The following is a 13,182-nucleotide window of genomic DNA, read 5'->3' as shown; positions in this document are numbered from 1 at the left end:
GAACCGATCGGACGGGCAGATGACGGAATACGGCCGGGACCGCGAACGCCGGCGCCGCACCCGGGCGATGCTCGGCGTCGGTCAGGTCGTGGCGTTGGCGGCGTTGCTGAGCCTCAAGACCGGCTGGATCCCGGTGGTGGCAACGGTGCTCGGCCTGGCGGTGGTGTTGTACGCGGTGCTGGCGGTGATCATGTGGCGCGACGCGCGCGCCGAGCACCGCCGGCGCGCGGCGGGCGAGGCGCCGTCGTGGCCGGCCCAGCTGCCGGTCCAGGCGGCCCTGCTGCTCGGGGCGAAGGCACCGGGCCGCCACGCCCGCCGCGTCGACGAGGTGGGCGAGCTGCTCGGCCGTCTCTCCCTGGCCGACGGCGAACTGCGGTGGTCACCGAGGGAAGGGGACCGCAACCGCGGCGTGGGTGCCGTGGCGTTCGACCGTTCGTGGGCGGCGGAGGTCGTTTCCCTCTGGGGCCCGGGAGATCAGGGCTGCCTGACCCTGACCGCCCCGGACGGCACGGCGGTGGACGTGTGGATCCGCCACCCGGCGGACCTGCGCGAGGCCTTGACGGCGCCGGTGCGCTAGCCTCACGCCTCCGCACCACAACCGATCAACCACATCAGTTTGAGGACAGGCCTAGCGGCAGAACGCCGCGTCCACTGTGGACAGCACCGCCTGCGCCCCCTCGTCCGCGTTGCCGAACGTGCCCGGCAGGGCCGTCACCGCCAGGCCCACTGCCCGGCCGTCGTCCGTGGCGCCGCCGCGGGTTTCGTAGCCGTGGATGTCTCCGCCGTGGCCCCAGTACTCGCCGCCGCAGGTGAGGGGGACGCGGAACAGGCCCAGGCCGTACCGCCAGCCCGGCAGGATGGGGGCGTCCACCGTCCGGCGCATCTCCGCCAGCTGCGCGGCCGGCAGCAGGCGGCCGCCCAGCAGGGCGCGGGAGAACGAAGCCAGGTCGGCCGGGGTCGAGATCAGCTGGCCGGCCGCCCAGCCCCACGACGGATCGAGCTCCGTCACGTCGAGCACCGGGCCGTCCGGGCCGCCCGAGCGCGCGTAGCCGTGCGGGTGCGGGCCGCGGATGTCCTGGTCGCCCACCGCGGGCCAGTACGTGTTCCGCAGGCCCGCCTTGCGGATCACGCGCTCGGTGATCTGCTCCGCCACCGGCCGCCCGGTCACCCGCTCGATCAGCAGGCCCGCCAGCACGTAGTTGGTGTTGCTATACTCCCACTTCGTCCCCGGCGCGAAACGAGCCGGGTGCGCGAAGGCCGTCGCGAGCAGCTCGTGTGGCTCGAAGTACCGGTGCTGCAGTTTCGCGATGTCCTCCAGCCCCAGGTATTCCGTGTAGTTCGGCAGCCCGCTCGTGTGCTGCAGCAGCTGCCGGACGGTGATCGCGGCCCCGCCGGGCACCAGGCCGGGCAGGTACCGCTCGATCGGCGCGTCCAGCTCGACCTTGCCCTCGGCCACCAACTGCAGCACCACCACCGCGGTGAACGTCTTGGTGTTGCTGCCCGCCCGGACCCGCCCGTCGGCCGGCACCGGCACCCGGCTGCCGAGCCGCGCCGAACCCGCGACCAGCGACACCGTGCGTCCGCCGCGGGTCACCGAGGCCAGCGCGGCCGGAAACCGGCCCACCAGCGCGTCGAGCTGCTCTTGGACGGCGTTCCGCGGCGGTGCCGCCACCGCCGCCGGCGCCGCGGCACCCAGCAGCCCGGCCACGGTCAAGACCACCACACCTGTACGCATCTTCCAGCTCCTCTCCGGATCGACACCGCTCACGATGCCGGGATCCGCCGCGAAGATCAGGAGTGCAGACCACCGGACCGGGGGTAGCGCCAGCGCTACCCCCGCCGATCACACTGCGGGTGCCGGCGGCGTTGCGCGCGACCCGGCCGGCGCGCACGGCGGTGCGGCCGGTGGTCCGGGTCCCCCGGTTGTTGCCTTGACGCCCACGTCAACGTCTACCTTCGGGGCCGTGGAATTCGGAATCAGCTACAGCACGCCGTTTTTCGGGACCGATCCGGACACGATCGCCGGGTTCGCCCGGGACGCGGAGGAGTGCGGGTTCGAGTCGTTGTACCTGCCGGAACACGTTGCGCTGTACCGCGGCGCGAAGATCGGGCCGATGGAGCTGCCGCCGTCGCTGCCCTACACGGATCCGCTGGAGTGCCTGAGTTTCGTCGCCGCCGTCACCGACCGGATCCTGCTGGGCACCGGCGTGCTGCTGCTGCCGTACCACCACCCGGTCGTGCTGGCCAAGCGGCTGGCGACGGTCGACGTCCTGTCCCGCGGCCGCATGCGGCTGCTCACGGTGGGCGTCGGCGCACTGCCCGGCGAGGCCCGGGCGGCCGGCGTGGACTTCGCCACCCGCGGCCGCCGGGCGGACGAGGCGATCGACGTCCTGCGGCTGCTGTGGGCCGGTGGCGAGGAAGGGGTGAGCTTCGACGGCGAGTTCTTCTCCTTCGAGGACGTCTGCAGCTTCCCGAAACCCCTGGCCGGGCTGCCGATCCACGTCGGCGGATCGAGCGCGGCCGCCGCCCGCCGGGCGGGCCGGCGCGGGGACGGGTTCTTCCCCGGCGGCCGGCTGACGGCGGAAGAGCGCCGCCGCCAGTTCGACCTCGCCCGGGCGACGGCGGCGGAAGCGGGCCGCGACGGCCTGGAATACACCCGATGGGGGACCATCGACATGTCCACAGAGGACGTCGAGGAGCTGGCCGCGCAGGGTGTCACCCGGCTGGTCGTCACCCCGAGCACCGCAGAACCCGAGCGCCGGCGCGAGGAAATGGCGGCGTTCGCGGCGCGGTTCGGCCGCTAACCCGGTCCGTCCACCAGGGATTCGATGCCCGGCGGCAGGCTCGCCCGCCGGGCCGGGTCGGCCACGAACCCCACGACGGCCGTGCGCAGCGCGCGCACCGCCCGGGTGGGTTCCACGTCCGCGCGGTGCGCGAGCTGCACCACGCGGGTCATCCCGGCGCCCGGGGCGAACCGCGTCACCGGGAACCGGTCGCCGGCCACCGTGCGCGGGACCACCGCCGCCCCGACACCCGCGCGCACCAGCTCCAGCACCGCGTCCATCTCGCCGCCCTCGATGGCGAACGACGGCTCGAACCCCGCGGCCCGGCACGCGTTGACCGTGGCTTCCCGGACGTCGTAGCCGCGGCGGAACATCACCAGCGGGACGTCGGCCAGTTCCTCGATGCCGAGCCGGTCGCCCGCGAGGGGCGCCGGGGAGATCACCACCAGCTCCTCCAGCAGCAGCGGCGTCGCGGTCAGGCCCGCGTCGGCCGTCGTCCGGGCGCCCGCCAGCAGCGCCAGGTCCAGCGCGCCTTCGGCGAGCCGCTGCCGCAGGTCGCCCGAGCCGCTTTCGTGCAGCTCCAGCTGGATGCCCGGGTACCGGCGGCGGAACGCGGCGAGCATCGCGGGCAGCAGGCCCGTGCAGAGGCTCGGCGGCGCGCCCAGCCGGACGCGGCCGCGGTCGAGCTCGTCCAGTTCCCGGATGGCCAGCCGGGCGGTTTCGGCCTCGGCGAGGATCCGGCGTGCGATCGGCAGCAGGGTCTCGCCGGCTTCGGTGAGCGACACGTTGCCGCGGATCCGGTGGAACAGCGGGGCACCGAGATCGTGTTCCAGCGCGCGGATCTGCTGCGACAGCGACGGCTGGGCGACGCGCATCTGCTCGGCGGCCCGGGTGAAGTGCCGGTGCTCGGCGACGGCGACGAAGTAGGCGAGCTGGTGGAACTGCACTCCTCGATGATAGCCCCTGTCTATCGAGTGCAGAGTCATCATGTCTTTGACCTCTGGTGAGCGGGCTCTTACCGTCGATCGGGTGGCAACTGACCTCGCCCCCGCACCGCTCCGGCGCTTCTGGGCGTCGACGATCGGCAAGAAGGCCGTGATGGCGGTGACCGGCGTGCTCCTGCTCGCCTTCGTCTTCGCGCACATGGTCGGCAACCTCAAGACGTTCCTCGGCGCGGCCGACCTCAACCACTACGCGGCCTGGCTGCGCACGATCGGCGAACCGGTGCTGCGCCGCGAGTGGTTCCTCTGGCTGCAGCGCGCGGTCCTGCTCGTGGCGCTGGTCCTGCACGTCACCGCGGCGGTGCAGCTGGCCCGCCGCGACCTGCGCGCCCGCCCGGTCCGCTACGTCCACCGGCGGCCGCGCGCGACCTTCGCGGTGCGGACCATGCGCTGGGGCGGCGCGACCCTCGCGGTGTTCGTCGTCTGGCACCTCCTCGACTTCACCGTGGGCGCGGTGAACCGGGACTTCGTGCCCGGCGACCCGTACCACAACCTCGTCGCCGATTTCCAGGTCTGGTGGGTCAACCTGATCTACCTCGTCGCCCTGGCCATGCTGGGCCTGCACATCCACCACGGCTTCGCCAGCGCCGCCCGCACTTTGGGCGTCGGCGCCAAACGCGAACGCGCGATCAAGATCCTCGGCAGCACGACGGCGGTCGTGGTCGCGGGCGGCTACGCCCTCGTCCCGGTCGCGATCATGACGGGACTGGTGCACTGATGTCCGATTACCTGACGGGCGACCCGATCGCCGACACCAAAGCTCCTGCCGGTCCCTTGGAGAACCGGTGGGACGAAAGGAAGTTCGCCGCGAAGCTGGTGAACCCGGCGAACCGGCGCCGGCACCGGGTGATCGTCGTGGGGACCGGGCTGGCGGGTGGCTCGGCCGGGGCGACGCTGGCCGAGCAGGGCTACCACGTCGTGCAGTTCTGCTTCCAGGACTCGCCGCGGCGCGCGCACTCCGTCGCGGCCCAGGGCGGCATCAACGCGGCGAAGAACTACCGCAACGACGGCGATTCGGTGTACCGGCTCTTCCACGACACGGTCAAGGGCGGCGACTTCCGGGCGCGGGAGTCCAATGTGTACCGGCTGGCGCAGGTGTCGGCGCAGATCATCGACCAGGCCGTGGCGCAGGGGGTGCCGTTCGCGCGGGAGTACGGCGGCCTGCTCGACACCCGGTCCTTCGGCGGGGTGCAGGTGCAGCGGACGTTCTACGCGCGCGGCCAGACCGGCCAGCAGCTGCTGATCGGTGCGTACCAGGCGCTGTCCCGGCAGATCGACGCCGGGAACGTCGAACTGCACGCGCGCACGGAAATGCTCGACCTCGTCGTGGCCGGCGGCCGGGCCCGGGGCATCGTCGCGCGCGACCTCGTCACCGGCGAGATCACCACGCACCTGGCGGACGCCGTCGTGCTCGCGACCGGCGGCTACGGCAACGTCTTCTACCTTTCCACCAACGCGAAGGGCTCGAACGCCACGGCGATCTGGCGGGCGCACAAGCGCGGCGCCCACTTCGCGAACCCGTGCTTCACCCAGATCCACCCGACGTGCATCCCGCGGTCGGGGGAGCACCAGTCGAAGCTGACGCTGATGAGCGAGTCCCTGCGCAACGACGGCCGCATCTGGGTGCCGAAGCGCGCGGGCGACCCGCGCCCGCCGGGGGAGATCCCCGAAGACGAGCGCGACTACTACCTCGAACGCCTCTACCCGAGCTTCGGCAACCTCGTCCCCCGGGACATCGCTTCGCGGGCGGCGAAGAACATCTGCGACGCCGGGCTCGGCGTCGGCCCCGGCGGCCTCGGCGTCCACCTCGACTTCGCCGACGCGATCGCGCGCCTGGGCCGCCCGGCGATCGAGGCCCGCTACGGCAACCTCTTCGACATGTACCAGCGCATCACCGCGGAAGACCCGTACACCGTGCCGATGCGGATCTACCCGGCCATCCACTACACGATGGGCGGCCTCTGGGTCGACTACGACCTGCAGAGCACGATCCCCGGCCTGTTCGTGATCGGCGAGGCGAACTTCTCCGACCACGGCGCCAACCGGCTCGGCGCGTCGGCCCTCATGCAGGGCCTCGCCGACGGCTACTTCGTGCTGCCCGCGACGGTGAACGACTACCTCGGCAGTACGCCGCTGGACGACGTCCCGCCGTCCGTGGTCCGGGACGTGGAGACCGAGGTCCGCGACCGGATCACCCGGCTCCTCGCCGTGCCGGGCACGCGTTCGGTGGATGCGTTCCACCGGGAGCTGGGCCTGCTGATGTGGGACCACTGCGGGATGTCCCGCACCCGCGAGGGCCTGCGCAAGGCCCTGGACCGGGTGCCGGAGCTGCGGGCCGAGTTCTGGCGCGACGTCCGGATCCCCGGCGGCGGCGAGGAGTTCAACCAGGAGCTGGAGAAGGCCAACCGCGTCGCGGACTTCCTGGAGCTGGCGGAGCTGATGCTCGTCGACGCCCTCGCGCGCGAGGAGTCCTGCGGCGGCCACTTCCGCGAAGAACACCAGACCCCCGAAGGCGAGGCGTTGCGCGACGACGAGAACTTCGCCCACGTCGCCGCGTGGGAGTACGGCACGCCGCCGGTGCTGCACCGCGAGGAACTGGTCTTCGAGCACGTCCACCCGACCCGACGGAGCTACACGTGAACCTCACCGTCCGCATCTGGCGGCAGGCCGGCCCGGCCGCCGAAGGCCGCATGGTCGCCTACCCGGTCGAGGGCGTCAGCCCCGACATGTCCTTCCTCGAACTGCTGGACGTCCTGAACCAGCGGCTGATCGAGGCCGGCGACGAGCCGGTGGCGTTCGACCACGACTGCCGCGAAGGCATCTGCGGCTCGTGCGGCGTCGTGATCAACGGCCAGGCGCACGGGCCGGAACGCACGACGTCGTGCCAGCTGCACCTGCGGTCCTTCGCCGACGGCGACGTCGTCGACGTGGAACCGTGGCGCGCCAAGGGGTTCCCGGTGATCCGGGACCTCGTCGTCGACCGGTCGGCGCTCGACCGGATCGTCCAGGCCGGCGGGTACGTCAGCGCGCCCACCGGCAGCGCCCCGGACGCGCACGCGACCCCCGTCCCCAAGCCGGACGCGGACCTGGCGTTCGACAACGCGACGTGCATCGGCTGCGGCGCCTGCGTGGCGGCGTGCCCGAACGGCTCCGCGACCCTCTTCACCGCGGCGAAGGTGACCCACCTGAGCCTGCTGCCACAGGGCGGCCCCGAACGCGCGAGCCGGGTGCTCGACATGGTCGAGGCGATGGACGCCGAAGGCTTCGGCGGCTGCACCAACACCGGCGAGTGCGTGGCGTCCTGCCCGAAGGGCATCCCGTTCTCGAGCATCACGACGTTGAACCGCGAGTTCCTGGCGGCCACCCGGACCCGATGACCGGCAGACGCGCCGGGGCGGGGGAGATCTTCGCCGAATACTCAGGCGAACCCGGGTAGCAGGGCGCCGAACCGGCGGCGGCCGCGTGCGGTGATGCGCAGCTCGCGGTCCCCGGCTCCGCGGCGGACGAGGCCGTCGGCGAGGAACGCGGCCAGCACCTCGTGCCCCAGGACACCGCCCAGGTGCGGGACCCGGTGCGTCCGGTCCAGGCAGGCCGTCGCCGGGCGTCGGCGGCCGGGGTCCACCTCCGCGGCCGTGACGCCGAGGTCGTGGAACGCCGACAGGTCCTCGCCGAGCGACACCTCCGAAGCGGAGCCGTCCGGGGGGTGCACCGCGCCGCGCTCGACGAGCAATGCGAACACCGCGATGCCGAGGCGGCCGGCGGCGTGGTCGTAACACGTGTGGGCGAGGTCCGCGCCCGACTCGGCGCGGTCCGGCGGGGCGATCGAGTCCTTGCCCGCGTAGTGCGCGAGGGCGGTGAGCACGGGTAGCAGGTCCTCGCGGCCGACGCGGTACAGCGCGTGCCGCCCGGTGTGTTCGACGGTCACCAGCCCGGCCGCCCGCAGCCGGGCCAGGTGGTTGCCCAGCCGCGGCGCCGTGACGCCGAGGGCGTCGGCCAGCTGCACCATCGTGTGCGGGCCTTCGGCGGCCAGCACCTGCACCGCCGTGAGCCGCACCGGATCGGCCAGCTCGCGCGTCAGCTCGACGATCGCGCCCTGGACGGCGTTGCCCGCCTCGACCAGTCCGCCCATCACCCGTCCCTTCCGCGCGTGAGCCTAGCACGGTTCAGGCAACCCTGAATGATCGTTGCGGGACCGGACGAGCTGTGCCTACCATTCACGTCACCGTGAAGGGTGGTTGCATGCGAAGTCTGCTCTGGGGCCGCGGGGTGTCCGCGCTCGGCGACGGCCTGTGGTTCACGATCTGGGCGCTGTACTTCACCCGGATCGCCGGCCTGCCGCCGGTCACGGTGGGTGTGGGGCTGGCGGTGGCGAGCGCGGCGGGGATGGCCGCCGCGCTCCCGCTGGGCGCGCTGGCCGACCGGGCCGGCGCCCGGCCGGTCCTGGTCGTGCTCACCCTCGTGCGGGGCGCCGCGATGGCCGCCTACCTCACGGTCGGCGGCACCGGGTCGTTCCTGGCCGTGACGATCCCGTTCACCGCGCTGGCGACCGGCGGGACCGCGGTGCGGACGGCCCTGATCACCGGGCTGGTCACCGCACCCGCGGACCGGGTGCGCGTGCTGGCGCAGCAGCGGGTCGCCCAGCACGTCGGGTACGCCGCCGGAGCCGGTCTCGGGGCCCTCGTGCTCACCGCCGACGTCCGGTGGGCCTACACCCTCGCGATCGTCGTCAACGCGGTGAGCTTCCTCGTGCTCGCCGTCGCGACGCTGCGGGTGCCCGCGCCCGCCGCGCGCCCGGCGGAGCGCCCGGCGGTCAGGACCGTGCTCGGCGACCGGCCGTACCTGGCCGTCGTCGCGGCCACGGCGGTGCTTTCCCTGTGCTGGGCCATGTTGTCGGCCGGGCTGCCGCTGTGGCTGGCGGACCGGACGCGGCTGCCGCTGGGCCTCGGCGGGGTCGTGGTGGTGCTGAGTTCGGCCGGTATCGCGCTGTTCCAGGTGCCGTTCGCGCGGTTCGCGCGCACGACGGCCCAGGCCGCGCGGACGGCGGTGGTGTCCGGTGCCGTGCTCGCCGCGAGCTGCGTGCTGCTGGCCACGACGTCGGGAGGCGCGGGCGCGGGTGCGGTCACGGTGGTGGTTGTGGCCGCACTGCTGCACATCGTGGGGGAACTGGCCTATGTGGCCGCCAACTGGGGCCTTTCCGTGCGGCTGATGCGCGAAGACGCCAAGGGCGCGTACCAAGGCGTCACCGAAGCGGCCACGGCGACCGTGCAGATGGTGGCCCCCGGCGTGTTCACCCTCGCGGTGGGCGGGCTCGGCGCGCCGGGATGGCTGCTGGTGGCCGCGGTTTTCCTCGCGGCCGCCGCCCCGGTACCGGCGTTGACCCGCTGGGCGGTGCGCACACGCGAGCCGGCCGGCCGAGCGACGCACGTCACCCCCGCGGTCCGGAACACCAGCGGTGGCCCGACGTTGTAATGGATGTCGGTACGGCGGTGTCCCCGGGCCTCACCCCTTGCCTTCACGGAATACCTGTCATGACGGAGCCGTGTTGAGCCTTTCGCCGCGAGGCGACCCCCGTACCGGCCCCGAACTCCCGCTTCCGCTCGCAGGTCGACCCCCCTCGGACCTCCGCAGGGCGGAAGCGGGACCGTTTAACCTCTCCGGGCGCGGGAACACCGCTCGCGGCGGTGACCCCGCCCGGTGTTCGAGCTCAGCCCGTGGTCTCCACAACCTGGGCACCCGGGCGGGTCACCGCTGCCAGCAGCGGCTGCCAGGGCGTCGCGTCGAAAATCAGGGAAATGGCCTCGATCTTCCCGTCCCGCAGCCGGAAGTGCTCGGCCGTGTGCTGGGTGCCGACCGGGGTGGCGGTGTGCACGTCGTAGACCAGCGTGGCCTCGGACTCGCCGTAGAGCTCGCTGAGCAGGTCGACCCCGGTGACGATCCCGACGAACGCGGCCAGCCCGTCGAGGTGGCCGCGCGCGTCGGTGGAGGCGATCAGCGGGCTGCGGAAGGTGAACGTGTCCGCCAGTTGCGCGGCCGCGGCGGTGACGTCGCCGTCGAAGCGGGCGCGGTGGTAGGCGCGGACGGTCTCGCGGGTGGTCATCGGTCCTCCAGGTGACGGGCCAGGTGGTGCTGGTTTTCCACCAGCCGCAGGCACAGGTGCCGCAGCTGGGTCGTCTCGGCGTCGGTGAACCCGCGGAAGAGCGCGGCCATCGCCCGCTGCGACGGCCGCCGGAACTCCTCGAGCCAGCTCCGGCCGTCCGGGGTGATCCGGACTAGCACCGACCGCCGGTCGCGCGGGTCGGGGACGCGCTCGGCGAACCCGGCCCGCTCCAGGGTGTCGACCAGGCCGGTCACGTTCCGGGAGCTCACCCCGGCCGAGGCGGCGAGGTCCTTGACGTTCGAGCCGCCGGTGCCGAGCCGGATCAGGATGTCGAGGGCGCCGGGGCTGAGGCCGCGGCTGTCGGTGCCGTGGGAGCGCAGCTGGTCGAGGCTCCGCGCGGCGGTGCGGACGGCCGCGGCGGCCTCCAGCACGCCGGTGTCCTCGCCGAGGGTGAACCCGGCCAGTGCGGCGCGGACGTCGGGGGAGTAGAGCCGGTCGTCGGGATCGCGGGCGAAGGTGGGTACGTCATTCATAGTGAAGCACTACATTAGTACGTGCTTCACTATCCTTGTCAACGGTCTGTCCGCTCGCAGGCGTTAACCAGGCTTTCGCCCGGCGTTAGCCTCGGTCCCGGGACAGGTTCGCTCTTCGCCGCCCATACTGACCCGGCTCGCCACCACGACACCCCCGGAGTCCCCATGACGGACGTCAACCGACGACGTTTTCTGCAGCTGGCCGGCGGTACCGCCGCCCTTTCCGCGCTGTCCACCAGCATCGCCCGCGCCGCGGAGATCCCCGCGTTCCACCGCACCGGGACGCTGCGGGACGTCGAGCACATCGTGGTGCTGATGCAGGAGAACCGGTCGTTCGACCACTACTTCGGCACGCTGCGCGGCGTCCGCGGTTTCGGTGACCCGCGGCCGGTGACCCTGGCTTCGGGCAAGTCGGTGTGGGAGCAGTCGGACGGCAAGCGCGACATCCTGCCGTTCCGCCCCGAAGCGGACAACCTGGGCCTGCAGTTCATCCAGGACCTCCCGCACGGCTGGAAGGACACGCACGCGGCGTGGAACGCCGGCAAGTACGACAAGTGGGTGCCCGCCAAGGGCTCGACCACGATGGCGTACCTGACCCGCGAGGACATCCCGTTCCACTACGCGCTCGCCGACTCGTTCACCATCTGCGACGCCTACCACTGCTCGTTCATGGGCTCGACCGACCCGAACCGCTACTACATGTGGACGGGCTACACGGGCAACGACGGCCAGGGCGGCGGCCCGGTCCTCGGCAACGACGAAAAGGGCTATTCCTGGACGACCTACCCCGAGCGCCTCGAGCAGGCCGGCGTGTCGTGGAAGATCTACCAGGACATCGGCGACGGCCTCGACGCGGCCGGCGGCTGGGGCTGGATCGACGACGCCTACCGCGGCAACTACGGCGACAACTCGCTGCTGTACTTCGACAACTACCGCAACGCGAAGCCCGGCGACGCCCTGTACGAGAAGGCTCGCACCGGCACGAACGCCAAGGCGGGCGAGGGCTACTTCGACCGGCTGCGCGCCGACGTCAAGGCGGGCAAGCTGCCGCAGGTTTCGTGGATCACCGCGCCCGAGGCGTTCTGCGAGCACCCGAACTGGCCGGTGAACTACGGCGCCTGGTACATCGCGCAGGTGCTCGACGCGCTGACCGCGAACCCGGAAGTGTGGAGCAAGACCGCGCTGTTCATCACCTACGACGAGAACGACGGGTTCTTCGACCACGTCGTCCCGCCGTACGCGACGGCCGGTCAGTCCACTGTGGACACTGCGGGCGAGATCTACGCCGGGTCGGCGTCGAACCCGGCCGGCCCGTACGGGCTCGGCCAGCGCGTGCCGATGCTGGTCGTGTCGCCGTGGAGCAAGGGCGGCTGGGTGTGCTCGGAGACGTTCGACCACACGTCGATCATCCGGTTCATCGAGCGCCGGTTCGGCGTGCACGAGCCGAACATCACGGCCTGGCGCCGGTCGGTGTGCGGTGACCTGACCTCGGCGTTCGACTTCGGGCGCACCGACGCGGCGGTCCCGGCGCTGCCGGACACCGCGGGGTACCTCCCGCCGGACCGCGAGCGGCACCCGGACTACGTCCCGGCGGTCCCGGCCCGCACGGTGCTGCCGAAGCAGGAGCCGGGGCAGCGCCCGGCCCGCGCGCTCCCGTACGACCTGGCGGCCGACGCCCGGGCGGCGGCGGACGGGCTGCACCTGACGTTCGCCAACCAGGGCCGCGCGGGCGCGACGTTCTACGTGGCCTCGCCGGGCGGCGAGCCGCGGACGTACACCGCGGGCGCCGGCTGTTCCCTGTCCGCCACGCTCCCGGCGGCCGGCGGCTACGACTACACGGCGTACGGACCGAACGGTTTCGTCCGCCGGTTCCGCGGCAGCGGCGCGGCCGGCCCCGAGGTGAGCGTGCGCCCGGACGGCCGCAGCGGCAACCTGTCGCTGGTGTTGACCAACAACGGTCCGGCCCCGGTGCGCCTGACGCTGACGGACGCGTACGGGCGTCGTTCGACGACCCGGGTGCTGCGGCCGGGCGCGCGGGCGGTCGAGGTGGTGGAAACCCGCCGCACCGGCAACTGGTACGACGTTTCGGTGGGTTCGGACCAGGATCCACGCTTCCTGCGCCGCGTGGCGGGGCACCTGGAGAACGGGCGTCCCAGCACGAGCGATCCGAAGATCATCTCGCACTGACGGTTTGCCCGATCGGGCGCGGTTGTCACCTGCTCGGGCTGTCAGGGTCACCCGGCCGTGGTTCCGCGCGTTGCGGGGCCACGGCCGCGGTGGGAGCGTCGGGACATCGACTGCTTTCCCACCACGGAACCAGGAGTGCGGATGACCACGACGGAAATGCCGGCGGTGCACGAGTGCACGGTGAGCGGCTGCGGCTACAACCACGACGGCTGCCACGCCTTCGCGATCACGGTGGGCGGCGACAACGGCTCGGCGGACTGCGGAACGTTCGTCCCGCTGAACACGAAGGGCGGATTGGACCGGGTGGTGGCCCAGGTCGGGGCGTGTTCCCGGACGGACTGCCGCCACAATTCGTCCCTGGAGTGCACGGCGTCGAGCATCCGGGTCGGCCCCGGCGACGGCGGCCACGCGGCCAACTGCCTGACCTACACCAGCTAGCCCCGAGCGCGCTGCCGCGGCTGGTCGTGAGTGGTAAGGCGCGTTCTAACGCGCCTTACCACTCACCCCACCCGGGGGGCCGCAGTGGGAATTTGGCGTACAAGGGCGCCGGGCGGGGGTGGGGGGGGGGGGTGGTCGCCGGG

The 13,182-nt window shown here is 72.6% G+C and carries 13 protein-coding genes; 8 read left to right on the top strand and 5 right to left on the bottom strand.

Features of this window, described 5'->3' with window-relative positions:
- Positions 1-19 precede the first annotated feature (19 nt).
- Positions 20-577, top strand: a complete 558-nt coding sequence (locus ABZW17_RS12415) for a hypothetical protein (RefSeq protein ID WP_354812560.1) — start codon at positions 20-22, stop codon at positions 575-577.
- A 51-nt stretch (positions 578-628) separates the two neighbouring features.
- Here the strand turns inward: ABZW17_RS12415 and ABZW17_RS12410 are convergent, their stop codons facing one another.
- Positions 629-1,735, bottom strand: coding sequence for a serine hydrolase domain-containing protein (locus ABZW17_RS12410; RefSeq protein ID WP_354812558.1), 1,107 nt, complete (start codon positions 1,733-1,735; stop codon positions 629-631).
- A gap of 229 nt (positions 1,736-1,964) precedes the next feature.
- On the opposite strand from ABZW17_RS12410, the gene ABZW17_RS12405 reads away from it, so the two are divergent.
- Positions 1,965-2,804, top strand: coding sequence for a TIGR03619 family F420-dependent LLM class oxidoreductase (locus ABZW17_RS12405; protein ID WP_354812556.1), 840 nt, complete (start codon positions 1,965-1,967; stop codon positions 2,802-2,804).
- Here ABZW17_RS12405 and ABZW17_RS12400 read toward each other — a convergent pair.
- Positions 2,801-3,730: a LysR substrate-binding domain-containing protein gene (locus ABZW17_RS12400; protein WP_354812554.1), complete on the bottom strand. Its 930-nt coding sequence runs from the start codon at positions 3,728-3,730 to the stop codon at positions 2,801-2,803. The genes ABZW17_RS12405 and ABZW17_RS12400 overlap by 4 nt on opposite strands.
- Positions 3,731-3,812: 82 nt before the next feature.
- On the opposite strand from ABZW17_RS12400, the gene ABZW17_RS12395 reads away from it, so the two are divergent.
- The 3 genes from ABZW17_RS12395 to ABZW17_RS12385 are packed head-to-tail and all read left to right on the top strand — an operon-like array spanning position 3,813 to position 7,161.
- Positions 3,813-4,502, top strand: coding sequence for a succinate dehydrogenase cytochrome b subunit (locus ABZW17_RS12395; protein ID WP_354812552.1), 690 nt, complete (start codon positions 3,813-3,815; stop codon positions 4,500-4,502).
- Positions 4,502-6,424 carry a fumarate reductase/succinate dehydrogenase flavoprotein subunit gene (locus ABZW17_RS12390; protein ID WP_354812550.1) on the top strand — a complete coding sequence of 641 codons (1,923 nt, stop codon included), beginning with the start codon at positions 4,502-4,504 and terminating at the stop codon, positions 6,422-6,424. The genes ABZW17_RS12395 and ABZW17_RS12390 overlap by 1 nt, the downstream gene beginning before the upstream one ends.
- Positions 6,421-7,161 carry a succinate dehydrogenase/fumarate reductase iron-sulfur subunit gene (locus ABZW17_RS12385; protein ID WP_354812548.1) on the top strand — a complete coding sequence of 247 codons (741 nt, stop codon included), beginning with the start codon at positions 6,421-6,423 and terminating at the stop codon, positions 7,159-7,161. Before ABZW17_RS12390 ends, ABZW17_RS12385 begins: the two co-directional genes overlap by 4 nt.
- Before the next feature lie 41 nt (positions 7,162-7,202).
- Here ABZW17_RS12385 and ABZW17_RS12380 read toward each other — a convergent pair whose 3' ends face one another.
- Complete coding sequence (locus ABZW17_RS12380) at positions 7,203-7,913, bottom strand: metalloregulator ArsR/SmtB family transcription factor (RefSeq protein WP_354812546.1); 711 nt, start codon at positions 7,911-7,913, stop codon at positions 7,203-7,205.
- A 110-nt stretch (positions 7,914-8,023) separates the two neighbouring features.
- Here ABZW17_RS12380 and ABZW17_RS12375 point away from each other — a divergent pair, with 110 nt between their 5' ends.
- Positions 8,024-9,253, top strand: coding sequence for an MFS transporter (locus tag ABZW17_RS12375; RefSeq protein WP_354812544.1), 1,230 nt, complete (start codon positions 8,024-8,026; stop codon positions 9,251-9,253).
- Positions 9,254-9,488: 235 nt separating this feature from the next.
- Here ABZW17_RS12375 and ABZW17_RS12370 read toward each other — a convergent pair whose 3' ends face one another.
- Complete coding sequence (locus ABZW17_RS12370; RefSeq protein ID WP_354812542.1) at positions 9,489-9,881, bottom strand: hypothetical protein; 393 nt, start codon at positions 9,879-9,881, stop codon at positions 9,489-9,491.
- Positions 9,878-10,414 (bottom strand): MarR family transcriptional regulator, encoded by a 537-nt coding sequence (locus ABZW17_RS12365; protein WP_354812540.1) that lies wholly within the window; start codon positions 10,412-10,414, stop codon positions 9,878-9,880. Before ABZW17_RS12365 ends, ABZW17_RS12370 begins: the two co-directional genes overlap by 4 nt.
- Positions 10,415-10,579: 165 nt before the next feature.
- Here ABZW17_RS12365 and ABZW17_RS12360 point away from each other — a divergent pair, with 165 nt between their 5' ends.
- Both ABZW17_RS12360 and ABZW17_RS12355 read left to right on the top strand, forming a co-directional pair.
- Entirely contained in the window at positions 10,580-12,601 is a 2,022-nt protein-coding gene (locus ABZW17_RS12360; protein ID WP_354812538.1) for a phosphocholine-specific phospholipase C, read from the top strand.
- A 141-nt stretch (positions 12,602-12,742) separates the two neighbouring features.
- On the top strand, positions 12,743-13,039 hold the full coding sequence (locus ABZW17_RS12355) for a DUF1540 domain-containing protein (RefSeq protein WP_354812536.1): 297 nt from the start codon (positions 12,743-12,745) through the stop codon (positions 13,037-13,039).
- The last annotated feature ends 143 nt before the right edge of the window (positions 13,040-13,182 follow it).

Origin of the sequence: Amycolatopsis sp. NPDC004625 (genome assembly GCF_040609695.1) — a bacterium.
In the GTDB taxonomy this organism is placed as follows: Bacteria; Actinomycetota; Actinomycetes; order Mycobacteriales; family Pseudonocardiaceae; genus Amycolatopsis.
This window is presented reverse-complemented; position numbering and strand designations above follow the sequence as displayed.